Origin of the sequence: Cruoricaptor ignavus (genome assembly GCF_900141665.1) — a bacterium.
GTDB classification, from domain to species: Bacteria; Bacteroidota; Bacteroidia; order Flavobacteriales; family Weeksellaceae; genus Cruoricaptor; species Cruoricaptor ignavus.
The window spans coordinates 300618-324359 of record NZ_FQYI01000001.1; the positions used below are offsets into that span (position 1 = coordinate 300618).

Sequence of the window (23742 nt, forward strand, 5' to 3'; positions counted from 1 at the left end):
TCTTTTTTTGTTCTTCTACGCCGCCTTTCGCACTCATCAAACCTACGACACCAAGTGCTGCAACAATTAATAACTTTTTCCTAACACTAAAATTTTGTTTGTTAGTGCAGCTAAACTAAAACCAAAACTAAAACTATGCAAATTTTCTATGACAAAAAACATGTTTTAAAGAAATTTAGAATGATTCCAAACAAAAAATCCGCCCTCTTTTGGGGAGCGGATTTTCTATCATGGTACGCTTCGGTTTTGCTCAGCGTACGGAAACATTATTTTTGGTTGCTGAAAACTTTAGTCTTTCGACTTCCATCTTCCGGCATTTATCACACTTTAATTTCTACATCAACACCGTACCTCATCAGATTACCTAATTTTCTAAAAGAAAGTTACCGCCCTTCATTTCAAAAATGGTAATTCGTCAAATAAAATATGACCAAAGCGAAAAGGAAGAATGATGATAAAAAAACAGGGACTAAATAGTCCCTGTTTTAGTCCCTAACACTTGTAAAGTACTGATTCTAAGCGTTGTTTGTAGCCTATAGGGGACTGCAATAATATCTGATTATCAATTGGTTAGGAAAAACTTTCCCCATTTTTTCCCCGATTATTGAAATTATCTTTTTTTCCGCATTATTTTTCCAGCTGCTGTTGATTGAATTTCCACACTCGTTTTCAGCCTTCAAATTTATTCTTTTTCGTCATCGTCAAAATTCTTTCCCCCTAAAATTCAAATCCTATTTGTCAAGTCTGTGTCAATTATTTTGCAGGTTATTATACTTGTTTTTCATTCCCGTTGGTTTTTGCAGATAATTTTCCTTGCCGTGCGCCTCCCGCGGCAGTCCTGCTGAGAATTTCCCGCATTCCCTTTTCTAAATATACAATTCGCTTTGCTGACAAACCGATAATCCCCCGATGCCGTTCTCGTAGGTTTCAATTTTTATGTAAATGTTTGCTCGTCAAATTTGGCGAACAAAAAATCTCTTTCGTATTCCAGCGCAAGTTCAATATAGTAGCATTTGGCGCAGAAAAAAAACGCGGTTTTCACATAGGGGGCATCGTGGTGGGCATCCCTGAATGCCAAACGGAAATCCTGATTTGATTGCCGATTTTGTGCGGACGCAATCCTTCAGGGCATCGCGCATTAGGTTTCGCATCGTTTCCGCAAGTGCTGATGCTATTAATTTCTTTCGTCGCTGATAGTAACCTACCTGTAATTCCGCGCATCCTAAATACCCCAATACCGATGTGTTTAGAATTGCCTCACGCACTCATCGTTACTATCGGCACCATCCTCTTCACTCGCATCTTAAACTGATGTAGCGGTATCTCTTTGCCGTGAATATAGTACCTGATGCTGCCGCTGATGAATAACGCCACCGGGTTTTTATAGCTCCTCCGCACCGCCTCGTCTATCACTTTCACTTCAGAAATAATTACTTGGTAAGCGTTCATAAAGTCTATCCCCCTATCCCCCTTTATCAAAAGGGGGGACGATTGTGCGCTCCGCTATCGCTACACTTACAACCGACACTGTTTTTTTTCTTTGCATCAATACACGAACGCAAACTGCAGTTGTCCCTTAGGGTAATACCTTTCCTCAAACTTCTTGCGGTCACGGTGGTAGTTAGTATGGGTGTTGCGTATGTTGTGAGCTATGTTGTAGTTCAGCTCCTCAATAGTGCTTGCGTTGCTGTCCCTTAGAAACATCCTCTCAAGTTCCGCATATGCGTCGGGATGATGGGCGCGGTAAAAGTTAAGTCCCGTAGTGTTCAGAAACCTGCTGCCTTTCTTCTGCATACCGATTGGTAATTTCGTTACTATACAACACCTGTCGTCTTGTGTGGAATTTCGTAGGTTCTCATCGTTGTAAAAAAGTTCCCCAAATGGTGCATCAATAGATTGAAAGGGTAGGGTAAACCTCATCTCATCCCTTTGTTCATCGTGGTTTTCGCTGTTTAATATGCCGTTTTGGTGTCGGACTATTTCGTCGTGTTTTTTGCAAGTAGTTGTCGGACTATTTCGTCGTGTTTTTTTGTTTCCTTCTTTTAAGATTGTCGGACTATTTCGTCGTGTTTTTTCTTTCTCGTGGGTTACACTATCCCAATTGAAATCTGTCGGATTTGCCCTATTTACTTCGTTCGCTATGGCATTTGTTATCTGCTCTTGGAAGTCATATAACTTTGGCATTCCTTCGTAAATCTTTCTTTCCCTGCTGTAAAATTCCCCTCTCAAGTTCCTGAAGTAGTCTTTTGAAGTCTGCCATTGATAATAATGTTTCAGCTGGATGTTGGTCAATTTCCTTTTGTCTATGCTCTTATGGTCGTAGAAAAATGTTTCCCCCACCTGTTTCATTAGGATGTTCCGCAGCCTTCTCTCTCCATCCGCTGTGAATAGGTTTTCCAAATTGTGCCAGCCAAATGCCTTGTGCTGTTTCGTGTCCAAAATCTTTACCTCATACCTCATCGTGTCCGCCTCGCAGTAGCCCATCTCCGCATAAGTCTTTCCGCTGGCATCGTCTTTCTGCTCCGCCTTTATGTAGAATTTTATCAGCCTGCCGCCCTTAAAGTTCTTGCCCTCCCTGCCTGCCACCGTGTAGTGTGGCTTGCCCTTATCCGGAATATGGAAGTAGTAGGTTTTGCCGTTCTTTATCGCGGTGTTCAGTATTTCGTAGCCGCATCGCATCATATTGAAGTTTACGCCTAATTCCAAGTGGATTATCCGGAACAGGTGATAGTCCGCCCGCTCAATTCCGAACATATTCAGCGTGTTTACCATTATGGCTCTCGCCTCGTTCATCGTGCAGCGGTCGGCATTATGCAGCCCTCTGTTCTTCAGCTTGTGAGCGGAAAATTCTATCTGCACATATCGCCGTGCAGCCTGTCCGTTGTTGTAGAATTGTGTCCCGAATTTTAGCCGTATGTTGCTGCAGGGGGATTTATATACCGCCTCCCGTTTTCCGCCATTGTTGGTATAGCTCTTCCCGTAGGTTGCCGGTATATTTCTCCGCACCTTTTCCACAATTTCCTGCAAGTCGCACCTTATCTTCAAGAAATCCAGCATCCTTATTCTCTCGTTTTTTATTCAGCCGCAGCGTATTCCTCTTGTATTTCTTCCGTTAAGTTCCCCTCTTCATCCACCAAGCCGTAATCCTCGCACGCGGAAAACACATCGGCAAATTCCAAGTCGCATCTTCCTGCCGCCTCCTCAATGGCATCGCAGATATTGATTTTCTCCCTGTCAAGATTTTTCACGCCCAGTATGTTTTTCCGTTTCCTGCATTATCCCATTCAGCTCTCCTCGCAGATACATTACCTTTCTACCTGTGCCGTATCTCTTCAGCACTCCTGCCTTCCGTAGTTTGTATAGGCTCGTGCGGCACATCCCGGTGTATGCTGCCGCCTGCTGCTGTGTCATATACTCCGTGTGCTCTCCAGCCGCCTGTCCGCCCTTTAGCTCTCGCAGTTCGGTTAGTATCTGCTCCAGCATACTCTGCACTTGGCTTGCGCCTTTTTCCTGTATCATACCTTCGTTTTTGTCAAAGGTAAATCGTGGTGCTGCCGTGAACGGTTTTGCTTAATTATGTTCAGTGGTAAACGCTGCTGCATCAGGCATTTAGCCCGTTGGGATGCATACATTGGAAATAGCACTCGGGTATTGTGCCGTGTGGGAATTTATCTGTAATTTCGCAGCGCAGTCATAAAAGATTGTAGGTTTGAACGCCTTAAGGGGACATCTTCCAGTCCCCTTTCTTCGTCCCCGTTCAGCAGGCTTGCAGCTGCATCGCCTTTTCCACCTCGTCCCACTTGTAGTAAACTCGCGCGCCAATCTTGTAGGCTTGGATGATGCCCCTCTTCCTCCATTCGTGCACGGTGGGCTTGGTAATGCTGAGCCTCTTGCAAAGTTCCTCCGCAGAAATGTATTCGGCAGGTTGTTTCGGTATGAATTGCTGTTTCAGCTCCTCCATCAGCTGGCTCTTCACGGTGTCGGCAATCTGCTGGATGTTCTCCTCCGGCACGGATAATTTAATTGTATTCATAATCGTAGCGTTTTTATTTGTTTTAATTTTCACGCTACAAAGATTAAGTGGGTAATTGCTGGGTAATACTCTTTTTTACCCGAAATAAAAAAAACACTGACTATTTGCCAGTGTCCTTATTCTTCAATTTCAGCTTGTCCCATAATCGTTCCGCCTCTTGCACGGTTTTTCCGCTGTTGTAGGGACTATTGTGTGCGGCATTGGTATAGCTGCGTAGGGGATTAATGTAAGAGCGCAGGGTCTTGGCATTCTCTCCTGTTATTGCGCTAATAACTTGCGCCAAATGGGTTACATTGCCCTCATCAATCAGGCTTGCCGCAATCGCATCTATCACGCCCAGCTTGTCCAGCAGAATTAATTTTATTTTGGGTTTCTGGTTGTTCTCTCTGGAATAATCATCAATAGGCTCTGCACTCTCTATTTCAGCTGCCGGTTTTTCTATTTCGTCTATCCTTCTCTGAATATCCCTTTGAATTTTTGCGAGGCCAAATTTTTTATAATTATCAAATGCTGTATAATCAAACCTGTAAGTTGGCACTCCTCTGTTTGAAGTTTCCTCTAAAATAAAATCTAAATAAACGAAATTGGGTTGGTCAAAAGGGAAGTTCCATTCAAGGCCTTCAATCAGATAATGTTCCATTAAATCAGCAAACGACGTCGTGCCACATTGAGTTGTGGATTTTTTTCGTATTTCAAGTAATTTCTCAAAACTCCATTCTTCTAATTTTCCTTCGTCACTGTCGTCGTATCGGCAATTTATTGCAAAAGTATCTCTATGAAAATTTTGATAATGTTTTTTTAGTTCGTACAGATAGTCTATTAACTCCGCATCGGGATACATACTTTTAAACCTTTCGTAATGCTCTGTGAATCCATTCTGAAAATCCTCCAAATTTCTGAATCCCTGATAAATCATAAGTTTGAACGCCTTTAAAATTAAAAATGGCGCATCATCGTGCGCCCTGATGAGAAGGATAGATTTTACTTATAAGTTTGAATGCGTTTTCAAGCTATTCAATGCATCCTGAAGTTTGTCCGTATGCTCTTTTAGTGCATCCTCAATATAGAAATATTCAGTTTCGTAATGATGGAATGCCCCCGTGCTGTCGTTGTTGGCATTATACTCGTTTACTTTGGATAATATGCTGATGATGGTTTCAATCTTCTGCAATGCATCAGCTGCATTATCCCTCGCTGTGAAGAATTCCAAGCGGTTGTCCTTTAGTGCTGTGTTCATATCTGAAATGTATTTTGTGTTTAACCTTTACAATATCTGCATCCGCAGCCCCAGCGCGTTGATAATCTGCACGAAGTTGCTCATCTGCAAGTCCGTCTTGCCCTGCTCAATACGCGCGATGTACGCCCTCTCTTTGCCTACCCTGTCCGCCAGCTGCTGTTGGGTAAGTTTCTGCTCCTTCCGTGTTTCCCGTATCAGCTCCCCGTAGTAATAGGATAGCGCATCAGCGTGGAATTTCTCCCGTTCCGGTGTCCCTTCCTTTCCGTGCCTGCTCTCCAGCCATTCGCCGGCATCGTGGCACTCCGCCTTCGCCTTCTCCCAGTCTATCTTCGGTCTGTCCATTGCTCCAAAATTTTTAATGCCCTTTTTATCTGTTTGTCGTAATCCTTCGTCGCCTTCTTCATAAATGCGTTCAGCAGCAGTATGTTCCGTGCCTGTGTGATGTTGTCGTGGTCAATCGCGAAACACAATATCCTGTATTCGTTCCCCACCTGTATCCGCAGCTCGTGCAGCGGTGTGCCCGTTAGTTTCTTCGCAGTCTTGGCATTGACGACCGGTTGGCTCTGCAAGATGCTCAGCACATAATCAAACTTTATCAGCACGCCCTTATCCGCCTCCTCCAGAAACGCCCTTACCTCATCGCTGTATAGGATTGTCCTCATACAAATCTTATGCAAATGTAATAAATTCGTAACAATATCAGTTCGCCTTCCGAATATCCTCCGCAGCCTTTGCCTCTTCACGCTGCCTCTTCCAAACTTCGTGGAATTTGCGAGCAAGGGGGTCATCCTTCTTCCCGATGTAATTCAACAGCTGCTGCTCTGTGGAATGCCCCGTAACCGACTTTATAACGGAAGTAGGGAATTCCCCATAATACATCGTGGCGAAAGTTCTCCGCAGCGAGTGTGCGTTGAAAACTTCGTAGAGGGGGTAGTGCCCGTAGGTATATCTCTTGTTCTCCTCGTCATATTTCTTGCCGTATTCCAGCCGGTCAAGTCCCGCCCGTTTGCATAGTCTTTTTATTAGTTTCAGGAAGATGGTCGTATTGCTGTCGGGTTTGTCCGAAAACTTCTCAGGGAAGTTACCCCCGCGTTTTTCCAATATCTCCAGCACATCACGGTGCATCGGTATCTCCACTTTCGCCCCGGTTTTTTGCTGCCTGTGCACGATGTATTGTTTGCCCTCTATCGTGGTGATTTGGTTTGGAGATAGACTGAACAAATCCGATACCCTTTGTCCCGTGTGGATGCCGATAATCATCCAGTCCCTGCATAATTTTAATCTTGGGTCAATCGTGACGAAGTCCTTTAGCTGCTGCAGTTCGTCAATGCCTCTCTTCTTGTCAATGATGAGGATGGGGCACGGTGTTTCAGGCTTGCTGCCCTTCACTTCGGTAAATACCAGCTCGTTTACCTGAATCCCCATACGCCTCGCATCCTTCAGGATTGCCTTCGGTATCGTAATCTCTCTCCCGATGGACACCGCCGAATGTTTCAAATCATTTTTCAAATAATCTTGGAAACGGTCGCTGATATGTTTATCGTAGTCGGAAACCTTCAGGTTTAGATTTTCCTTCGTCTGAAAATTTTTTAAATGCTCAATGATTTTCCTGTATTTATCCTGCGTCCTCGTGCTCAATACCTTGCCGGAATTTTCAGCGCTCTTGTGCGGCAAAATCTTTTCTATAAAGTAATTGAGGAAATTGTTCAGATTATCCAGCAGCTCCGTGCGCCTGCCCCCGTTATAGTAAGCCTCAATCACTTCATCCAGCCACTGCCCGTTGATTATCTCCGTGTCCTTCCTGTTTCGGTATTGGTCGGCAATGTAGGTTGAAAGTCCGTTCAGTGTTTTCTTCAGCTCCACCAGCCGCTCCTTCTCATCGGTCGTCGCACTTACTCTGTTAGGGTTTTTCACGGTGCTGTCCTTCCCGTTCCAGAAAATAGGGTTTACGGTTTCCCTCGTTTTCTTTTCCAGCCTTTGATTGTCTGCCGTAACACGCAGGTAGATTGTCGCGGAATTACCCTTTCCCTTCCTGATGCGAAATGATGCTGTCATAATTGATTTGTTTGAACGGAACAAAGGTAAAAATCTTTCCCCGAATTTTCCCCCGTTTTCCCCGAAATAATTTAAACATATCTTATCTCGCCTTACCTTAGGAAAACATCCAAACATCTGCAATTGCCTATTAATAAAGGGTTTATAGCTGAAAAATAGGCAATAAAAAAATCCGCCTGATTTAAGCGGATTAAGGAATTGTAGCCTATAGGGGAATCGAACCCCTGTTGCAAGAATGAAAATCTTGAGTCCTAACCACTAGACGAATAGGCCATCCGAAGCGTGCAAAATTAGAGATTATTATTTATTACTTCGTTACTTTTTGGATCGCGGTATAGTTTATCCCCATTGCAGCAAGCTCCTGCTGGAGTTTTATGGCTTCCTCCAGCGTACGCACTTGGCCGTAGGTATAGTAGAATGTGCCCCTCACCTTATTGCGCTGAACATTTTTCAAGTTCCTCATTACCAGCGAGCTGTCTGCAAGCTTCTCCTTACTTGCCGCGAGCTCAATTGTGTAGTAGCCGTTGGTAAGCGCCTGATTAGGCATAAAGGAGGTGATGGAAGCATTCCTGAAACCGGCATCTTTGGCAATTTTAAAATTAGCATCCCGGGTGCTGGCGAAATTAGTAGAGGCAAAGTAATAGAAATAATTCCCGTTTTCCTTGATAGTGAGGATGTCGCTTAATCCTTTCAGGGCGGGATCGCCGATGTTGTATTTTACGGGCGAGCTCATCAGCAGTATTCGGAAGTTGCTTTTCAGGGGCTGCTCCTTCGGCTTTTCCGGCTCTGCAGGCGCAGATGCCATACGGCCGCCGCGGCGGTTGATAACCGCTCGATAGCTTTCCACGGCATCGTAAATGCTCTGGGAAATAGCCTTCTGCCCGGCAGCTGAGGAGATGTATTGCGCATCGCCAAAGTTGCTTACGAAGCCAATTTCAATCAAAACCGAGGGCATGGCATTCAGGCGGAGCACATGGAGGTTCTGCTGCTTTACGCCGCGGGAGAACCTGCCGTCTTTCTTAGAAAAATTATCCTCCACGAAACCGCCCATCAACAGGCTTTTCTGAAGATACTTCTCCTGCTGGATCCTCAGCGCGATGAGCGACTCCGGCGAGGAGGCGTCGTAAGAGCCAAAGGTTTCCTTATCCTTCTCGTCCAGCCAGATTACGGAGTTTTCCGCCTTGGCTACTTCCAGGTTCATCTTATTCTGGTTGGGACCCTGCACGAAGGTCTCCGTACCGTACGCCGAGGTGTTGCCCGCGGAATTCACATGGATGGAGACGAAGAGATCCGCCTTGCTCCGGTTGGCAAGATTCGTACGCTCGGTAAGGGATGGATACTCATCCACCTTGCGGGTGTAGATTACTTTGTATTCCTTGTTTTTTTCCAGCATACGCCCCACGGCGAGGGTGATATCCAGGGTAATATCCTTCTCCCGCAGCGTTCCTAATTCTCCGTAATATTTGGTAGCGCCGGCATCCTGCCCGCCGTGGCCGGCATCCAGAACTATGGTGAACTTCTTCTGCGCCAAGGCAGGCACGCAGGCAAGAAAAAGTACGAGAAGCAGGGAGATTTTGTAGAAATTTTTTAGCAGAATCTTCATCACATATAAAATTGTTATAATTTTGACGCCGGCAATACGCGCCAGCTAAATTTCCGCAAGGCATCAAAAATAAAATACATATCCCGATTATCCTAATTTTTAACATTTTTTTGGCAAATGCACAAAGCCGGGACGATGTTAAAAACCAGCAAGCCGTTGGCTCAGCCAAAGGGCAGGACAGCCTGAAAAAGAAAGAGCCGCTGGATGCGGTGGTGCATTCCAGGGCGGAAAACATCCGAAACGACATACCGCGCAAGATGTCTTTCCTTACCACTAAGGCTGCTGTGACCTACCGCGATATGCAGGTAGAGGCAGATTACATCTCTATCGACTGGAATACGGGGAACATCTTCGCCCGCGGAAAAACCGATGCCGAAGGCAGGCTGCAGGAACCGGTGGTGACAATGCAGGGCGGGAAAAAGTACGAAACCGACCAGTTCAGCTTCAATTTTAAAACAATGCAGGCCATTGCCTACAATGCGCGAACGGAGGAAAGCGAGGGGGTGATAGTGGCGCAGAAAACGAAGAAAGTAAATGATTCCGTATACTTTATGCGCCGCGGAATGTACACCACCGATGAATATTTCATTAAAAAGAAGGACTCCGTGGCGGACTACCACCTGCTCGCGCCGGACATAAAACTGATACGCGGGAAGAATGCGTCACAGGTGATCACCGGCCCCGTGCAGATGTACATAGAGCAGGTGCCTACGCCACTGATAATGCCATTTGCGATTCTCCCGATTACCGACAAACGCTCCGCGGGCATCCTCATCCCAAGCTTCGGGGAGCGGCAGGATATGGGCTTCTTCCTGAACGGGCTGGGCTACTACCAGCCGCTGGGCGATCATTTTGATGTAAAGCTACTTGCCGACCTGTATACCAAGGGCAGCTGGAACCTCCGCCCGGAGGTGAATTACAAAAAAAATTACCGCTACTCCGGCAACTTCTCCGCAGAGGCGGGCACCACCGTCCGCGGCATCCGCGGCCTGGCGGATTACAACAAGAGCGGCACCTACCGCATCGGCTGGCGGCACCAGCAGGACCCCAAGGCCAACCCTTACCTGAATTTTTCGGCATCCGTGGATATCGTAAGCCAGAAATTTTACAACAACACCGTAAACAACAATTATTTCTTCAACCAGAATGCGCTGAACACGCAGCAGAACTCCTCGGTGAGCATTACTAAAAGGTTCCTTACCCTACCGCTGTACATCACGGGGAGCGCATCCTACAGCCAGAATTTTGCGACGAATTTTGTAAATCTCAGGCTGCCGCAGCTTACGGTAGCGGTGAATCAGTTTTATCTTTTTAAACCCAAAAACGGCGGCGCGAGGGAGGGCCTGCTGGAAAACCTTACCGTAAACACAGGGCTGAATTTCTCCAACTATGTGAATGCCCAGTCTCAGGAGATGTTTACCAAAGGAATGTGGGACAAGATGCAGACCGGGGCGCAGAATAATCTCGCGCTTTCCACCAATACCACCCTGGCAAGGTACTTCACCCTGAGCCTCAGCGCAAATGCTAATAATGTACTGAGTACCAAGACTTTAAGCCGAGCGTATGACCCGGTAAAAAACGAAATAGTAAATGATTACCGGAATAAGATTGCCGGATTTTCTACCTTTTCCACATCGGCAAGTTTGCAGACCACGCTCTACGGCCTGCTGAATTTCAAAAAAAACAGTGCGGTACAGGCGATTCGCCATATGATGACGCCGAGCATCGGCTTTACCTACTCGCCAGATTTCGGCTCGCCATCCTGGGGCTATTATCGGCACTACTACGACGCGAGCGGCGCGATGACACCCTATTCCATCTTCGAGGGCGGCGTGTATGGAGCGCCTGCCAGCGGCCTGGTGCAGAGTTTAGGCTTCAATATCGGCAATAACATCGAGATGAAGGTACGCTCGAAATCCGACTCCGCCGGGGTGAAAAAGGTGAAGATTTTTGAAAGCCTGAATATTTCCGGCGGCTACAATTTCGCTGCAAAGGATTATAAATGGTCGATGATTAATGTAAGCGGGCAGACCTCGCTTTTCGACAGCAGACTAAGCGTGAACACCAGCCTGGTGGTAGATCCTTACAAAACCAACTATGATGAATACGGCATAGGTACCCGCACTACCAGGTTCGGCGGTTTCGGAATTCAGGGCTTCAATGTGCAGATGTCCGTGCCGCTGAGCGATGCCATTTTCGGCGAAAGGGAAAAACCGGAAAGCAAGTACCAGACCAGGGGCGCCATCCGCAATGAAAATTATTTCTTTGATGAGGAAAATTATGCGCGCTTCAGCCAGCCTTGGACGCTGAACATCAATGCCAACTACGCCTACTACCGCAGCTCTACGCGCTTCGGAAACGAGGTAGCCTCCGTAGGGCTGGACGGCAGCGTGAAGCTTACCCCGTATTGGAATATAAACTACAGCACGAACTACGACCTCGCAAGCGGGAAAATAGGCTATACCAGGCTTGGCTTCAACAGGGACCAGCGCAGCTTCCTTATTACTTTCAACTGGGTGCCTTTTGGCGCATACAAGGTTTATGACTTCTTTATCGGCATTAAAGCAAACATCCTCCGCGACGCAGTGAAGTACAAGCAGAGAAGTTTTAATGATGCAAACGCGCCGTTCTGATGAAGAATATTTTCAAGGGTAAATATATCGGATTATCTTTGCCACTATGAAAAAGATTATCAACTCAGAAATGGCGCCTGCAGCGATAGGGCCGTACTCCCACGCCGTGCTGGCGGGAGGCTTTCTCTACATCTCCGGGCAGGTGCCCGTAAACCCAGAAAACGGAAGCGTGCCCGAAGGCGTGGCAGAGCAGGCAGCGCAGGTAATGGAGAACCTGAAAGCCATCCTTACCGAAGCGGGGCTGAATTTTGAAAATGCGGTAAAGGCTACGATATTCCTTACCAATCTGGATGATTTCCAGGTGGTGAATGATGTGTATGCCTCCTACCTGGCCGAGGGTTCCTACCCTGCGAGGGAATGCGTGCAGGTCTCCCGGCTGCCGCGCGGGGTGGATGTGGAAATTTCAATGATCGCATACAAGGGCTGATGAATTTCCTTCGCAATACCCTGGGCGTGCTGCTGGGGCTCGCGGTTTCGGCGCTCATCATCGGGCTTGCCATCCGCATCAATCCTGAGTGGGTGACCTATGACAAATTTCTGCCCTTCCAGCACTGGGCAAAGTTCTTGGAATCTGTAAGCCAGGAGAAGGGCTTCTTCTGGTTTCTAATCCCAACAATCGGCGTGGCATCCATTCTGGGCGGCGTGGCGACTGCCCTTGTTGTAAAATATGCTAAGGTGGCGTACGCAATGCTTACCGGCTTGCTGCTGCTGAGCCTTGCCGTTTTGGATATCCTGATTTTCCCGTATCACCCGTGGTTTTACAAGATTGCCGTCATCTTCATCTACTTTCCGTGCGCCTGGCTGGGCGGGAAGATTGTGGAATACATCCTTGACAGGGCGGAGAAAAGGCGGCTTTCGAGGAAGCTCAATCTATAAAAAAAGGCTGCAGTTGGTTGCAGCCTCTTTTCTTTTTGTTAACATTTACTCCGGCATTCGGAAGCCTTGGGTGTAAATTCTTCCGTAGCCATCCACAAATTTTACGGAAACATTGCCCCTATGATTTTTCAGGATGTTTTCCACATCTTTCTGTGAGTTTACGCCTTTTCCGTTGATTTCGGTAATGATGTAGTTATCACCAATGCCAATCTTCGAAAGCTCTCCTCCCTGAATTACATTCTTCGCAATCACTCCGCTGTACAGGCCGTATCTTGTTTTGAAGCTATCGCTCAGCGGCTCAAATTCCGCTCCGATTTTTTCACTAACAGTCAGGTCTGCCCGGCTTCTGGCAGAAGTGCCGCCTTTCTGATCGTGCAGGGTAACAGGCACGGTAGTTTCCCGACCATTGCGCAGGTAGCTCACATTTACTTTATCCCCTGGCCTTCTGCTACCCACCAGTACGGAAAGGTCGCTGAAACTGCTCACCGGCACATTATCGATTTTTGTAATAATGTCACCCTTGCGCAGTCCTGCGGACTCTGCACCGCTATTGTCCTGAACGCTGATGACATACATACCGTTACCCGGCTTCAGGCTGGTGCGGTACTGTTGGTTGTACCTTGCCACCGACTGATCATCGGAGAGGTCCAGCGACTGCACACCGAGGAACCCACGCTGAACTAGGCCGTATTTTTTAAGATCCTCCACCACTTTCCTGGCAAGATTGGATGGCACCGCAAAGCCGTAGCCCGCGTAATAACCGCTCGGCGAAGCGATGGCGGAATTAATGCCTATTAGGTTTCCATTGGTATCCACCAAAGCGCCGCCGGAATTTCCTTGGTTAATTGCCGCATCCGTCTGGATGAAGCTTTCGATAGGGTTGGTGGCCGTGCCGCTTTGCGAAAGAATCCCGATGCCGCGACCTTTTGCGGAAACAATGCCCGCCGTGACCGTAGAGTTCAGACCGAGCGGATTTCCCACCGCCAACACCCACTGCCCCACTTCCACCGCATCAGAATTGGCGAAATTCAGGTACGGCAAACCTTTCTCCTCAATTTTAAGGAGGGAAATATCCGTGTTTGGATCGGTGCCCACAAGCGTTGCAGAATACACCTTTTTGTTGCTCAGCACCACATCGATTTTATTGGCACCCGCCACCACATGGTTGTTGGAAATAATGTAGCCGTCCGGCGAAATTATCACGCCAGAACCCATACTCGTCGGCATATTGTCCGGCATTCGCTGCTGGCGCTGCTGCCTTCCGAAAGGATCTCCGAAAAAGCGTTCAAAAATATCCTGCTCGGTAATTCTTCCGGCGGAGCGGTTGCTGTAATTTCTGATGGTAACCACCGCAGGCACCGTGGTTTTGGAGGCTTTCACGAAATCATCACCGATTGCCGCGGAATTCAGGCCGGCAAAGGAAACATTTTCCGCCGTCTGGAAATAGCCCGTATCATTGGAAGCGCCGCCATTCCCAAAATAATGGATGGCGCCGAAAGTTGTAGCGCCGGACATTACGCCAACCAACGCATACGGCACAAGTTTTTTCAATCTATCCTTCATCATTTTCAATTTTTTATTTGTGAATTTTCGCAATTCATTACAAATTTAATGCTAAACCCTGTTGAGCAAAGTAAAAAGGCACAAGTAAAAAGTAAAATATGGCTTGTGAAACCTTTCGCGCTGAGCCTTTTGAAGCGTTTTTTAAGATTTAAAAATTGAAAAAAATCGGTAAAGCTTTGCGTATTTGCGTGCTATTAACTTTTTGCGTAAAATCTTGTTTCTCAAATCTCGGTTCTTGACTCTGAAATCCAAACTTCTGCAAATCCTTATCTTTGCAAAAATTTTTCAGGAACTAAAATTAATGACGAAAAGCGGAAAAATAGAACTGATGGCACCTGCAGGCGATTTTGCATCGCTTCAGGCAGCGATTGATAACGGCGCAGATTCCGTGTATTTCGGTGTGGAGCAGCTCAATATGAGGGCGCGCTCTACGGTGAATTTCACGCTGGATGACCTACCGGAAATTTCGCGGCGCTGCGCCGAAAAAGGCGTGCGCACTTATCTCACGCTCAACACCATCATCTACGATCACGACCTTTCCATCATCAAAACCCTTCTCAATAAAGCGAAGGAAGCGAACCTGACCGCCGTGATTGCGATGGATCAGGCGGTGATTGCTTACGCCCGCCAAATCGGGATGGAGGTGCATATTTCCACGCAAATCAACATAACCAACATTGAAACGGTAAAGTTTTACGCGATGTTTGCCGATACAATGGTGATGAGCCGCGAACTTTCATTAAACCAAATTCGGAAAATTTGTCAGCAAATTGAAAAGGAAAACGTTCGCGGTCCTTCCGGAAATCTGGTGGAGGTGGAAATCTTCGGGCACGGTGCGCTGTGTATGGCAGTTTCTGGCAAATGCTACCTGAGCTTGCACTCGCACAATTCATCGGCAAACCGTGGGGCCTGCAAGCAGAACTGCCGCAAGAAATATACGGTGATAGACCAGGAATCCGGCTTTGAAATCGAGCTGGATAATGAATATATGATGTCGCCAAAAGATCTTTGCACGATTGATTTCCTCGATGAAATCGTGGATGCCGGTGTGAAAGTTCTGAAGATTGAAGGCCGCGGAAGAGCGCCAGAATATGTGGCCACCGTGGTGAAATGCTACCGCGAAGCGATAGATGCCATTGCGGACGGAAACTTTGATGCTGACAAAGTGGCAGGCTGGATGCAAAGGCTGGAAACGGTTTACAACCGCGGTTTCTGGGCGGGCTATTATCTTGGTCAGGAATTGGGTGAGTGGTCTCCAAATCCTGGATCAAATGCTACGCAGAAGAAGGTTTACATTGGGAAAGGCCGGCATTTTTATCCAAAATCGAATATTGCGGAATTCCTGATTGAAGCCTATGATTTGAGCGTGGGCGATAAGGTGCTGATTCAAGGGCCGACAACCGGCTCGCAGGAGATGGTGGTGGAAGAAATGATGGTGGATGAGAAAGGCATTGCGGAAAAAGCGACGAAATCTGATGTGATAACTTTCAGGACGAATTTCCGCGTAAGACCAAGCGATAAGCTGTATAAGGTGGTACCGGCTTAAAAGTCTGATGGTAATCGTCACTCTTCAACGCGAAAAATGCATCGGCTGCAATTACTGTGCGGAGTTTGCGCCGGAATTTTTCCGTATGTCCAAAAAAGACGGGAAATCCGTACTGCTAAAATCCACTGAAAAAAAAGGCTTCCACACACTGAAAACGCCGCTACATCACGCTTTTGAGCCCTGTGAAAAGGCAGCGAAAGCCTGCCCTGTAAACATCATCACTGTAAAAGAAATCTGATGACAAAGACTGCGCTGCGCAAAATTTACAGAGAAAAGAGAAAGGCGCTGAGCCTGAATGAAATATCTCAATTTTCAGAAAGGATTTTTGAGAATTTTATAAATTGTTTTGATTTAAAAGATTCGCAAAAAATCCACATATTTTTATCGGTTTCAAAATTGAGGGAAGTAAAAACAAAAAGTTTTATTGACTATTGTTTTCAGCGAAACATCAGGGTTTTTGTTCCGAAAATGATGGGAGATAGTTTGATTTCTGTGGAAATTTTTCCTGAAACAGAATTGGAAATCAACAGTTTTGGAATTTCTGAGCCAAGAACTAATGCTGATTCCGGCGAGAAATTTTTTGATTATATCATCACACCTTTATTGTATTGCGATGAATTTGGCAACAGGGTAGGCTACGGCAAAGGCTTTTACGACAGGCTTTTTACCCAGGTTGAAAATTCTTTGAAGGTCGGTGTGAATTTTTTCCCGCCAGATGAAATTATTGAAAATGCCGATAAACACGATGTTCCGCTCGATTATCTGGTGACGCCGGATGAAGTTTTTTCATTCGGAACTTTGTAGTCTAAATCTTCAAAGAAAAATTTAAATTCCTTTTTAAACTGCACTGGCTTCAGCTTCATCGTAAAGCGCGCAGTTCTCGGCAAAGTCCCTACAGCACGGTTATCCTGGTTAAAATATTCCACATCGAAAGTTGCAAAATTCACGGTGTCTTTCCCGATGATTTCCTTGTGAACATTCAAGTTGGAAACCTTCGCATTTTTCGCATTCAGGCTGTCGATTTCGCGAAAAAGTTTTTTTAAAATAAGCGAATCTGGTTTTTCAAAATAGGTTTGCATTTGCGCAAAAATCACTGAATCTATTTCAGAATCACCGTTTCCTGAGCGGTAAAGCGCCGCCAAATCCAACAGTTCCTGCGTTTTTTGAGTGGTAATTTGCGCTATTGCCTGTGCGCTGTCCAGCTTTGCAACAGGGTAGGTTTTCTCGTTTTGATTATCTCGCCAACTTTCGTTATCGCTGATATTTTCTGTATTTTTATTACAGGAAAATAACAAATTTAAGAAAATTATGGATAAAATAAAATTATTCAGCAGGTTTTTCATCGGTTTTCAATATTCGAAATTTAATCATATTAATTTTGCCTTTGGCATCGGTTTGTGTGCTTATCACATCTAGATTTTCCAGCGAGGTTGTCGGCAAAGTTACTAGGCTGATGTACCGCTGTTTGTCCATTGTTTCTACGCCGTATTGCTCGCTGTCGAACACCTGGTAAATCAGCGCATTATCTGCAATCAAGCGTTCCAGCTCTTGTCTTTTTTTCTTCAAATCCTTTATAGATCGCGAATAATAGTAAAGCATTTGTGCATAATCATTCGGCTGAAGCTCGATGGTTTCGTCTCTTGGCGCATTTTCAAGGTTTCGGTAAATTTCCTTTTCCTTGTAAAATGTCGATGAAACCACCATTTTCAGTTCCTTTGCCTTTGTGTTGTAAGTGAATTCCTGCTTTGGCTGTAGCTTTACTAATATTGGGCTTTCGTCATTTGGCCGCAGGATTTTTACTTCTACAATGTCGGCTATCAGGCTGTTTCTATCGGCGTCGATAAATCTATAGGTGTATTTTTTTCTGAAAATCTCATCCTGAAAAATTAAAATCCCAAGCAAAACTGCCGCGAGAATCGTAGAAATCCACCAAAGATGATCTTTGAATGATTTTTTATGTTTTATTTTTATCTCGCTTTGATTCTCATTATGTTTTACAAAAACCTGATTTTCAGTATAGTTTAATTGTAAATCAGGTTTTTCATCCGTTGTTTCATATTTTTCCGCAGAAATTTTTTCGGTGGATTTACTTAAAAGTTCTTCTTCACTTTCCGCAGCAGCAATTTCCTTTTCAAGCTCTTCGGTAGAAATGCCTTCATCATTTTCTTTCAGGATTTCATCAGCAAAAAGATGTTGCTTCTTGAAATCGTACCACGAAGCGTAACCCGCATAAATGCTGAGGATATTCAGCAAATCAATCCTTGGCAGCTTGCTGACCGGCGATGTTTTGAAGTAGGTGTAAAAAGATTTTTCGGAAATACTTCCCTTGGCAATACGGCGCAGTTCTTCCTGAAAGTAGATGATATCAATCCCTTTCCATTTAGAAATTTCTTTATCAGAAGGGCTGTGATTTTCCAGATACTTATCCTGAATCTCCTTTTTCAGCTGTTCAAAATGCAGTAAATCTATATCGTCCAAAATTGCTTAAATATTATAAAACACTGATTTTCAATTAAGTTAAATTGTAAATCACTTTACAAAGATATTACAATTAATTTTCTATTGGATTTTTTTTTGGCTGCCCTACATTTGCCCTGTTCAAAAGTGAACGAAAGAAAAAATTTTAACCCTTTAATATTTTCATTATGAAAAAATCATTGTTCGTAGCGGCTGTTGCTGCTCTTTCGCTTGCTGCTTGCAAGAAAACTGAAACTGTAGAAACCAACAATGCTGCTGAGACTGACGCTGTTCTGGCTTCTGACTCTGCTCAAGCTGCTGCTGAGGACGCTGCCGCTACAGTAGACTCTGCTGCTCGCGTAGTTTCTGACGCTGCTAAGGATGCTGCTGCTGCAACAACTCAGGCTGGTGTAGATGCTGCCAAAGATAAAGCAAACGCTGCCGGCGATGCTGCTCAGGCTGCTGCTGACAAATCTGCTGATGCCGCTGCTGAAGCTAACAAAGCTGTGAAGGACGCTGTTGGAAACGCTGCAACTACTGTAAAATAATTTACAGTAAAAGGTTTTGAAAAAGAGTCCGGTATAAATCGGACTCTTTTTCTTTGAGTGTTGCTCGCCAGTTTGTAAAATATAATGTTTCTCAGAATCTACAGCTGTAATCCTTCCAAAACAAAAAATCCCGCCATCTTCACAGCGGGTATTGATTTATTAAGAAACAGGATGTATTTTCAAGATTTTTATTTCGAAGGATAGTTGATGAGCTTGTCCCGCTCTATAGGGTTGTAATACTTCTTTATAGTCTCTTGATAGCTTCTCCTCCTTGCGTCAAGTCGGCTCGTGGAAGTTATTTCCTCGCTTCCAATCCTTATCGATTTTCCTTCTCTAAGGGACCCACTTTGGAGGAAATTATTCTAATTCTAAAGGTAAATATAAGCGCTTCTTATTTTGTAGTGAAATTTCTTTTCCGTATTGGTCATATGCTTTACCGCTCATAAAAATACCTGGATTCTCGAAATAGTTTTGTTGCATCTTACGAAAATTCTCTCTTGTTACCGGGACAATATTTTCTTCATTTCTCCAATAAATATTCATCTTCTTTTTTTCAATTGCTACAGCGGTAAAATCATAAGTGCCAACTTCATCTGTAATTTGTAGAATAAGACCAGGCAAACCCTGAAAAATATAAGGCCCATCGCTTTTTGGAATTTCTTCGGTATACCAAGCATTATATTTTCGACCTCTAAAATCCGTTGATGCTGATTTGCATTTATAACCCAACAATGTTTTTTCCGAGTTGCCCAATATCCATTTTATTTTCGGAATTGGTTCTGAATATTGATAGGTATTCTTAAATAGTCTTTCCTGATAAAGAATAGAATTTGAAAGATAATCTTTTAAAACACTTTTCTTATATGCAACATTAAATTGGCCTAATTCGTTTAATTCCTTTGCGCCTACAGACTCTAATTTACTATGTGCCTGTATTAAAGAATCTCTGCCAATGGTGTTTACATCTAAAAATTTAGAGTAATTATACCCACTTTGCAATAAGGTTTTTGCAATAGAACTTTTTCCTTTGCCGTCAGAAAAAGTAATTTCATATAAGACTACAAAATCTGACTTTTCTTTTATATCACTTCGAAATTTTGGCGCAGTAAATCTTTGAATCATAGAAAATTCCTGTCCAGAGAAAATGGAAAATTGACAGAATAAAAATAAAAAAAGAAAGTTTTTCATTTAAATATTCAATAAGGAAGATCAAAACCGTATCCTTCTCCACATTGGGCATCAGTAAATTGTCTAGCGTCTTCTTGCAGGCATTCATAACAATCTTTATAATCATTCCCATCTAAATAAAAAACTTTCCCACATCCAGTTGTAACACTCACCCAATCATGAATTATTGGCTTCCAAATAGATAGAGAACAAGATAAGTTAATGTTTTGAGATTTGATGGGAGAAATTATTTTCTCAGTTTTAGCGCTCAATAATCCTGCGAAGCTAAATGCTACGGATAAAAACAGTTTCTTCATACCAATATTTTTAATTAGAGCTTCAAAACTAAAACTAAAACTAAAACTATGCAAATCTAATAAGACAAAACTCATATTTCATATTAAATTTGTAATCATTCCAAACAAAAAATCCCGCCATTTTCAAAGCTGGAATTTGCTTAAATTAATGAGGAAATTTTGAGGAAGCCAGGTATCGGCTCCGCTGACTTTTGAGAATGGGCAGTAGCAGGATTACTTTTCAATAAAATTATTATAGCGCCTCAGTCTCTCTTCATAATTTTCTTCCAATCGTTTTTTACTTTCAGCATCAGCAAAATTATAAAGATTCTGCGAAGGCCTGGCATGCATCGATGCTTTAAAAACTTTTAAATATTCTTGATAGGACGAAATATTTTTTTCATTCTCGCCCTTTATAACGATGTCGTCTAAACCCTGTTCGTATCTGGCAATCGAAATCATTTCAAATCTTATATCACCAGTTTCATCAAAAGCTTCAAGGACTAAGCCAGGAAGACCGTACAATTTAAAAGGGCCAGCTGGAATAGGAATTTCCGGTGTGTACCACAAAGTATATTTCCTTCCCGATAAATTGCCAACGGCTTTGTTGGCTTTATAAGGCCCGATTTGCCGGGTTTCTCTGGATAAATTCCATACATTCCCAATTTTACTGGTGAATTTAAATCCTGTATCATCAATACGAATATGCTGGGTAATAGTCATATTTTTTAAATCACCTGTGATATACTCTGTCTTATTTCCTCGCTTTCTAGGCACAGAAAGGACGCCAAAATCCATACTTGCTTTAAATCGTAACCTCAGGGAATCAGATTGGATGCGAGCATCAGACGCATACAGGGTATGGTACCCATCTATGAATAATTTGGCACCATAGGGAATAACATCATTTTCTGCTACAGCTGAATCAATTCGGTGATGCACCCTGTATTCTACTGTAAACTGAGAGGATAATAGTTGAAAAAAGAAAATGAATAAGATTGTAAATATTTTCATTAAACCAAAAGCTGAGGAGAGTTTACTTTAAGTAAAATTAAAAGAAGTTTCAAATGAATTTAATATGACAAAAATCATATTTCATATTAAATTTGTAATCATTCCAAACAAAAAAAATCCCGCCATTTTCAAAGCGGGAATTATTCATACAAACTTTCGGCATCAGGTCAGATGCCTTCAGCTAGTTATCACACTTTAATTTCTACATCCACACCGGAAGGAAGCTCCAGCTTCATCAGGGCATCCACAGTTTTGGAAGATGATGAGTAGATGTCCATCAGCCTTTTGTGAGAAGAAAGCTGGAACTGCTCCCTTGCCTTCTTGTTCACGTGCGGCGAACGAAGCACCGTGAAGATTCTCTTGTTCGTAGGGAGCGGAATCGGCCCGTTCACTACAGCTCCGGTAGATTTTACCGTCTTTACGATTTTCTCAGCAGATTTATCCACCAAGTTATAATCGTAGGATTTTAATTTTATTCTGATTCGTTGTGCCATATTATGCTTTTTGCTTTATGCAGTAAGCAGTAAGCTTTCTGCGAAAATTAAAACTTCAGGCAACTGGCGTAAAGCCTACTGCCTAAAGCTTATTGCGTTTTACCCTTTCGCCTTTGCAATTACTTCTTCGGCGATGTTCTGCGGTGCAGCCTCGTACTTCTCAAATTCCATTGTGGATGTTGCACGCCCGGAAGAAAGCGTTCTCAGCGCCGTTACATACCCGAACATTTCGGAAAGCGGCACAAATGCCTTGATAACTTTCGCGTTGTTCCTGTCATCCATACCGTTCACGGTGCCCCTCCTTCTGTTCAGGTCGCCCACAATGTCACCCATATATTCCTCCGGCGTTACCACCTCCAGTTTCATAATCGGCTCCATAATTACCGCTTTCGCAGCTTTTCCGGATTCCTTGAAACCAAGTTTTGCAGCAAGCTCGAAAGAAAGCTGGTCAGAGTCCACCGCGTGGAAAGAACCATCCTTCAGTGTTACCTTCATAGAATCTACTTCGAAACCTGCCAAAGGCCCGTTCTTCATCGCTTCCTTGAAACCTTTCTCTACGGAAGGGATGAATTCCTTCGGGATGTTACCACCCTTGATCTCATTCACGAATTCAAGGCCGCTTTTACCCTCATCGGCAGGCCCGATTTCGAACACGATGTCCGCAAATTTACCACGACCACCGGATTGTTTTTTATAAACCTCTCTGTGGTTTGCGTTTTTGGTAAGCGCTTCTTTGTACTCCACCTGAGGCTCGCCCTGGTTTACTTCCACCTTAAACTCGCGGCGCATTCTGTCTACAATAATGTCAAGGTGAAGCTCACCCATACCAGAAATAATCGTCTGTCCGGAAGCCTCGTCAGTTTTAACTTGGAAGGTTGGGTCTTCCTCGGCAAGCTTCGCTAGGGCATTACCCATTTTATCCTGGTCTGCCTTGGTCTTCGGCTCCACCGCGATACCGATTACTGGATCCGGGAATACCATAGATTCTAGCACGATAGGGTTTTTCTCGTCGCAAAGTGTATCTCCAGTTTTAATGTCTTTAAAACCTACCGCAGCACCGATGTCTCCAGCCTCGATGTACTCTATTGGCTCCTGCTTATTGGCGTGCATCTGGAAGATACGGGAAATCCTCTCGCGGCTGTCCGACCTTGTGTTTAGCACATAGGAACCGGCATCCAATCGTCCGGAATAAGCGCGGAAAAATGCGAGGCGACCTACGAACGGGTCTGTAGCAATTTTAAATGCAAGCGCAGCAAATGGCTCACTTACGGATGGCTTTCTGCTTACCGGCTCGTCAGTTTTTGGATCGGTACCGTCAATCGCCTCCTTGTCCATTGGGGATGGAAGGTAGCGACAAACAGCATCCAGCATAAACTGTACACCCTTATTCTTGAAAGAAGAACCGCAGGTCATCGGGATGATGCTCATATCCAGCGTAGCCGCTCTTAGTGCCGTATGGATTTCCTCTTCTGTGATGGATTCTTCATCCTCCATATATTTTTCTAGAAGATTCTCGTCATAGGCAGCGATTTCTTCGATAAGTTTTCCTCTGTATTCTTTTACATCGGCTTCCATCTCTGCAGGGATGTCCACAACATCAAAGGTAGAGCCGTGGTTTTCATCGTGCCAAATGATGGCGCGGTTTTTCACAAGGTCTACCACACCTTTGAAATCTGCTTCATCTCCGATAGGCAGTACAATTGGTACCGCGTTAGAGCCAAGCATTTCCCTTACCTGATTACATACTGCGAGGAAGTCAGCTCCCTGGCGGTCCATTTTATTCACAAAGCCCATTCTCGGTACTTTGTAATTATCTGCAAGGCGCCAGTTGGTTTCAGACTGCGGCTCTACGCCGTCCACTGCTGAAAATAAGAACACCAGACCATCGAGAACGCGAAGTGAGCGGTTTACCTCCACGGTAAAGTCCACGTGCCCCGGGGTATCGATAATGTTGAAATGATACTGCTTTGCATCCGGAAGCGGCTTGCCCTGCTCTGTCGGGAATGTCCAGTTTACTGTTACGGCTGCAGAAGTAATCGTGATACCTCTCTCCGCCTCCTGCTCCATCCAGTCGGTGGTGGCAGAACCTTCGTGGGTTTCGCCCAGCTTATGGTTTTTCCCGGAGTAGAAAAGGATACGCTCCGTGGTAGTGGTCTTACCCGCGTCGATGTGGGCGGCAATACCGATATTTCTTGTAAGTGTAAGATCTCTTGCCATTTC

Annotated in this window: 27 protein-coding genes and 1 tRNA gene; 8 read left to right on the forward strand and 20 right to left on the reverse strand. The window is 44.6% G+C overall.

Annotated features, from left to right (window positions below):
• Nucleotides 1-946 precede the first annotated feature (946 nt).
• Nucleotides 947-1096 carry a hypothetical protein gene (locus BUB43_RS11210; protein ID WP_159430213.1) on the forward strand — a complete coding sequence of 50 codons (150 nt, stop codon included), beginning with the start codon at nt 947-949 and terminating at the stop codon, nt 1094-1096.
• 161 nt (nt 1097-1257) lie between these two features.
• Here BUB43_RS11210 and BUB43_RS01520 read toward each other — a convergent pair whose 3' ends face one another.
• The 12 genes from BUB43_RS01520 to BUB43_RS01570 all read right to left on the reverse strand — a co-directional run bounded on the left by BUB43_RS01520 (nt 1258) and on the right by BUB43_RS01570 (nt 8928).
• A complete protein-coding gene (locus BUB43_RS01520) occupies nt 1258-1449 on the reverse strand; it encodes a hypothetical protein (protein ID WP_073177635.1) in 192 nt (63 codons plus the stop codon).
• 96 nt (nt 1450-1545) lie between these two features.
• Nucleotides 1546-3057, reverse strand: a complete 1512-nt coding sequence (locus BUB43_RS01525; protein ID WP_073177637.1) for a hypothetical protein — start codon at nt 3055-3057, stop codon at nt 1546-1548.
• Nucleotides 3058-3074: 17 nt separating this feature from the next.
• Nucleotides 3075-3248 carry a hypothetical protein gene (locus BUB43_RS11215; protein ID WP_159430214.1) on the reverse strand — a complete coding sequence of 58 codons (174 nt, stop codon included), beginning with the start codon at nt 3246-3248 and terminating at the stop codon, nt 3075-3077.
• A complete protein-coding gene (locus BUB43_RS01530) occupies nt 3235-3519 on the reverse strand; it encodes a helix-turn-helix domain-containing protein (protein ID WP_073177639.1) in 285 nt (94 codons plus the stop codon). Before BUB43_RS01530 ends, BUB43_RS11215 begins: the two co-directional genes overlap by 14 nt.
• Nucleotides 3520-3757: 238 nt before the next feature.
• Nucleotides 3758-4033, reverse strand: a complete 276-nt coding sequence (locus BUB43_RS01535; RefSeq protein ID WP_073177991.1) for a helix-turn-helix domain-containing protein — start codon at nt 4031-4033, stop codon at nt 3758-3760.
• Between the two features lie 100 nt (nt 4034-4133).
• Nucleotides 4134-4949, reverse strand: coding sequence for a hypothetical protein (locus BUB43_RS01540; protein WP_073177641.1), 816 nt, complete (start codon nt 4947-4949; stop codon nt 4134-4136).
• A 69-nt stretch (nt 4950-5018) separates the two neighbouring features.
• Entirely contained in the window at nt 5019-5270 is a 252-nt protein-coding gene (locus BUB43_RS01545) for a hypothetical protein (protein WP_073177643.1), read from the reverse strand.
• Nucleotides 5271-5297: 27 nt separating this feature from the next.
• Nucleotides 5298-5612 carry a helix-turn-helix domain-containing protein gene (locus BUB43_RS01550; RefSeq protein WP_073177644.1) on the reverse strand — a complete coding sequence of 105 codons (315 nt, stop codon included), beginning with the start codon at nt 5610-5612 and terminating at the stop codon, nt 5298-5300.
• Nucleotides 5594-5932 (reverse strand): type II toxin-antitoxin system RelE/ParE family toxin, encoded by a 339-nt coding sequence (locus BUB43_RS01555; RefSeq protein WP_073177646.1) that lies wholly within the window; start codon nt 5930-5932, stop codon nt 5594-5596. The genes BUB43_RS01550 and BUB43_RS01555 overlap by 19 nt, the downstream gene beginning before the upstream one ends.
• 37 nt (nt 5933-5969) lie before the next feature.
• Nucleotides 5970-7325 (reverse strand): tyrosine-type recombinase/integrase, encoded by a 1356-nt coding sequence (locus tag BUB43_RS01560; protein ID WP_073177648.1) that lies wholly within the window; start codon nt 7323-7325, stop codon nt 5970-5972.
• Nucleotides 7326-7526: 201 nt separating this feature from the next.
• A tRNA-Glu gene (locus tag BUB43_RS01565) sits at nt 7527-7598 on the reverse strand.
• 34 nt (nt 7599-7632) lie between these two features.
• Nucleotides 7633-8928, reverse strand: coding sequence for an N-acetylmuramoyl-L-alanine amidase family protein (locus tag BUB43_RS01570; protein WP_073177649.1), 1296 nt, complete (start codon nt 8926-8928; stop codon nt 7633-7635).
• Between the two features lie 110 nt (nt 8929-9038).
• Between BUB43_RS01570 and BUB43_RS01575 the strand changes: the two genes are divergently transcribed.
• The 3 genes from BUB43_RS01575 to BUB43_RS01585 are packed head-to-tail and all read left to right on the forward strand — an operon-like array spanning nt 9039 to nt 12437.
• A complete protein-coding gene (locus BUB43_RS01575; protein WP_260200443.1) occupies nt 9039-11561 on the forward strand; it encodes a putative LPS assembly protein LptD in 2523 nt (840 codons plus the stop codon).
• Between the two features lie 46 nt (nt 11562-11607).
• Nucleotides 11608-11988: a RidA family protein gene (locus BUB43_RS01580; RefSeq protein ID WP_073177653.1), complete on the forward strand. Its 381-nt coding sequence runs from the start codon at nt 11608-11610 to the stop codon at nt 11986-11988.
• Complete coding sequence (locus tag BUB43_RS01585) at nt 11988-12437, forward strand: hypothetical protein (protein ID WP_073177664.1); 450 nt, start codon at nt 11988-11990, stop codon at nt 12435-12437. Before BUB43_RS01580 ends, BUB43_RS01585 begins: the two co-directional genes overlap by 1 nt.
• Nucleotides 12438-12482: 45 nt before the next feature.
• Here the strand turns inward: BUB43_RS01585 and BUB43_RS01590 are convergent, their stop codons facing one another.
• A complete protein-coding gene (locus BUB43_RS01590) occupies nt 12483-14000 on the reverse strand; it encodes a trypsin-like peptidase domain-containing protein (RefSeq protein WP_073177993.1) in 1518 nt (505 codons plus the stop codon).
• Nucleotides 14001-14301: 301 nt separating this feature from the next.
• Between BUB43_RS01590 and BUB43_RS01595 the strand changes: the two genes are divergently transcribed.
• From BUB43_RS01595 to BUB43_RS01605, 3 genes are read left to right on the forward strand one after another with little or no spacing between them, the layout of a single operon-like run.
• Nucleotides 14302-15546 (forward strand): peptidase U32 family protein, encoded by a 1245-nt coding sequence (locus BUB43_RS01595; protein ID WP_073177995.1) that lies wholly within the window; start codon nt 14302-14304, stop codon nt 15544-15546.
• A gap of 7 nt (nt 15547-15553) precedes the next feature.
• Nucleotides 15554-15784 carry a ferredoxin gene (locus BUB43_RS01600; RefSeq protein ID WP_073177666.1) on the forward strand — a complete coding sequence of 77 codons (231 nt, stop codon included), beginning with the start codon at nt 15554-15556 and terminating at the stop codon, nt 15782-15784.
• Complete coding sequence (locus BUB43_RS01605; RefSeq protein ID WP_073177668.1) at nt 15784-16350, forward strand: 5-formyltetrahydrofolate cyclo-ligase; 567 nt, start codon at nt 15784-15786, stop codon at nt 16348-16350. The genes BUB43_RS01600 and BUB43_RS01605 overlap by 1 nt, the downstream gene beginning before the upstream one ends.
• Here BUB43_RS01605 and BUB43_RS01610 read toward each other — a convergent pair.
• Both BUB43_RS01610 and BUB43_RS01615 read right to left on the reverse strand, forming a co-directional pair.
• A complete protein-coding gene (locus tag BUB43_RS01610) occupies nt 16305-16841 on the reverse strand; it encodes a hypothetical protein (protein ID WP_260200444.1) in 537 nt (178 codons plus the stop codon). The two genes, BUB43_RS01605 and BUB43_RS01610, sit on opposite strands and share 46 nt — an antisense overlap.
• Before the next feature lie 28 nt (nt 16842-16869).
• The gene (locus BUB43_RS01615; RefSeq protein WP_073177672.1) at nt 16870-18024 is read right to left on the reverse strand and encodes a hypothetical protein; all 1155 of its coding nucleotides are present in this window, start codon (nt 18022-18024) and stop codon (nt 16870-16872) included.
• 167 nt (nt 18025-18191) lie between these two features.
• On the opposite strand from BUB43_RS01615, the gene BUB43_RS01620 reads away from it, so the two are divergent.
• Nucleotides 18192-18551 carry a hypothetical protein gene (locus tag BUB43_RS01620; protein WP_073177674.1) on the forward strand — a complete coding sequence of 120 codons (360 nt, stop codon included), beginning with the start codon at nt 18192-18194 and terminating at the stop codon, nt 18549-18551.
• A gap of 357 nt (nt 18552-18908) precedes the next feature.
• Here the strand turns inward: BUB43_RS01620 and BUB43_RS01625 are convergent, their stop codons facing one another.
• The 5 genes from BUB43_RS01625 to fusA form a co-directional block, all read right to left on the reverse strand.
• The gene (locus BUB43_RS01625) at nt 18909-19739 is read right to left on the reverse strand and encodes a GLPGLI family protein (RefSeq protein WP_073177676.1); all 831 of its coding nucleotides are present in this window, start codon (nt 19737-19739) and stop codon (nt 18909-18911) included.
• 8 nt (nt 19740-19747) lie between these two features.
• Nucleotides 19748-20110, reverse strand: a complete 363-nt coding sequence (locus tag BUB43_RS01630) for a hypothetical protein (RefSeq protein WP_073177677.1) — start codon at nt 20108-20110, stop codon at nt 19748-19750.
• A gap of 138 nt (nt 20111-20248) precedes the next feature.
• On the reverse strand, nt 20249-21028 hold the full coding sequence (locus BUB43_RS01635; RefSeq protein ID WP_073177679.1) for a GLPGLI family protein: 780 nt from the start codon (nt 21026-21028) through the stop codon (nt 20249-20251).
• A gap of 188 nt (nt 21029-21216) precedes the next feature.
• Entirely contained in the window at nt 21217-21522 is a 306-nt protein-coding gene (gene rpsJ, locus BUB43_RS01640) for a 30S ribosomal protein S10 (RefSeq protein ID WP_073177681.1), read from the reverse strand.
• Between the two features lie 99 nt (nt 21523-21621).
• Complete coding sequence (fusA, locus tag BUB43_RS01645) at nt 21622-23739, reverse strand: elongation factor G (RefSeq protein ID WP_073177683.1); 2118 nt, start codon at nt 23737-23739, stop codon at nt 21622-21624.
• Between the last annotated feature and the right edge of the window lie 3 nt (nt 23740-23742).

Bases quoted from the DNA above. Each gene is read 5' to 3' on its own strand.
- BUB43_RS01635 (WP_073177679.1), bottom strand. From the start codon at position 21,028: ATGAAAATATTTACAATCTTATTCATTTTCTTTTTTCAACTATTATCC.
- BUB43_RS01585 (WP_073177664.1), top strand. From the start codon at position 11,988: ATGAATTTCCTTCGCAATACCCTGGGCGTGCTGCTGGGGCTCGCGGTT.
- BUB43_RS01535 (WP_073177991.1), bottom strand. From the start codon at position 4,033: ATGAATACAATTAAATTATCCGTGCCGGAGGAGAACATCCAGCAGATT.
- BUB43_RS01555 (WP_073177646.1), bottom strand. From the start codon at position 5,932: ATGAGGACAATCCTATACAGCGATGAGGTAAGGGCGTTTCTGGAGGAG.
- BUB43_RS01570 (WP_073177649.1), bottom strand. From the start codon at position 8,928: ATGAAGATTCTGCTAAAAAATTTCTACAAAATCTCCCTGCTTCTCGTA.
- BUB43_RS01605 (WP_073177668.1), top strand. From the start codon at position 15,784: ATGACAAAGACTGCGCTGCGCAAAATTTACAGAGAAAAGAGAAAGGCG.
- BUB43_RS01540 (WP_073177641.1), bottom strand. From the start codon at position 4,949: ATGATTTATCAGGGATTCAGAAATTTGGAGGATTTTCAGAATGGATTC.
- BUB43_RS01545 (WP_073177643.1), bottom strand. From the start codon at position 5,270: ATGAACACAGCACTAAAGGACAACCGCTTGGAATTCTTCACAGCGAGG.
- rpsJ (WP_073177681.1), bottom strand. From the start codon at position 21,522: ATGGCACAACGAATCAGAATAAAATTAAAATCCTACGATTATAACTTG.
- BUB43_RS01620 (WP_073177674.1), top strand. From the start codon at position 18,192: ATGAAAAAATCATTGTTCGTAGCGGCTGTTGCTGCTCTTTCGCTTGCT.
- BUB43_RS01560 (WP_073177648.1), bottom strand. From the start codon at position 7,325: ATGACAGCATCATTTCGCATCAGGAAGGGAAAGGGTAATTCCGCGACA.
- BUB43_RS01580 (WP_073177653.1), top strand. From the start codon at position 11,608: ATGAAAAAGATTATCAACTCAGAAATGGCGCCTGCAGCGATAGGGCCG.
- BUB43_RS01590 (WP_073177993.1), bottom strand. From the start codon at position 14,000: ATGAAGGATAGATTGAAAAAACTTGTGCCGTATGCGTTGGTTGGCGTA.
- BUB43_RS01525 (WP_073177637.1), bottom strand. From the start codon at position 3,057: ATGCTGGATTTCTTGAAGATAAGGTGCGACTTGCAGGAAATTGTGGAA.
- BUB43_RS01625 (WP_073177676.1), bottom strand. From the start codon at position 19,739: ATGAAAAACTTTCTTTTTTTATTTTTATTCTGTCAATTTTCCATTTTC.
- BUB43_RS01530 (WP_073177639.1), bottom strand. From the start codon at position 3,519: ATGATACAGGAAAAAGGCGCAAGCCAAGTGCAGAGTATGCTGGAGCAG.
- BUB43_RS01595 (WP_073177995.1), top strand. From the start codon at position 14,302: ATGACGAAAAGCGGAAAAATAGAACTGATGGCACCTGCAGGCGATTTT.
- BUB43_RS01520 (WP_073177635.1), bottom strand. From the start codon at position 1,449: ATGAACGCTTACCAAGTAATTATTTCTGAAGTGAAAGTGATAGACGAG.
- BUB43_RS01600 (WP_073177666.1), top strand. From the start codon at position 15,554: ATGGTAATCGTCACTCTTCAACGCGAAAAATGCATCGGCTGCAATTAC.
- fusA (WP_073177683.1), bottom strand. From the start codon at position 23,739: ATGGCAAGAGATCTTACACTTACAAGAAATATCGGTATTGCCGCCCAC.
- BUB43_RS01630 (WP_073177677.1), bottom strand. From the start codon at position 20,110: ATGAGTTTTGTCTTATTAGATTTGCATAGTTTTAGTTTTAGTTTTAGT.
- BUB43_RS01550 (WP_073177644.1), bottom strand. From the start codon at position 5,612: ATGGACAGACCGAAGATAGACTGGGAGAAGGCGAAGGCGGAGTGCCAC.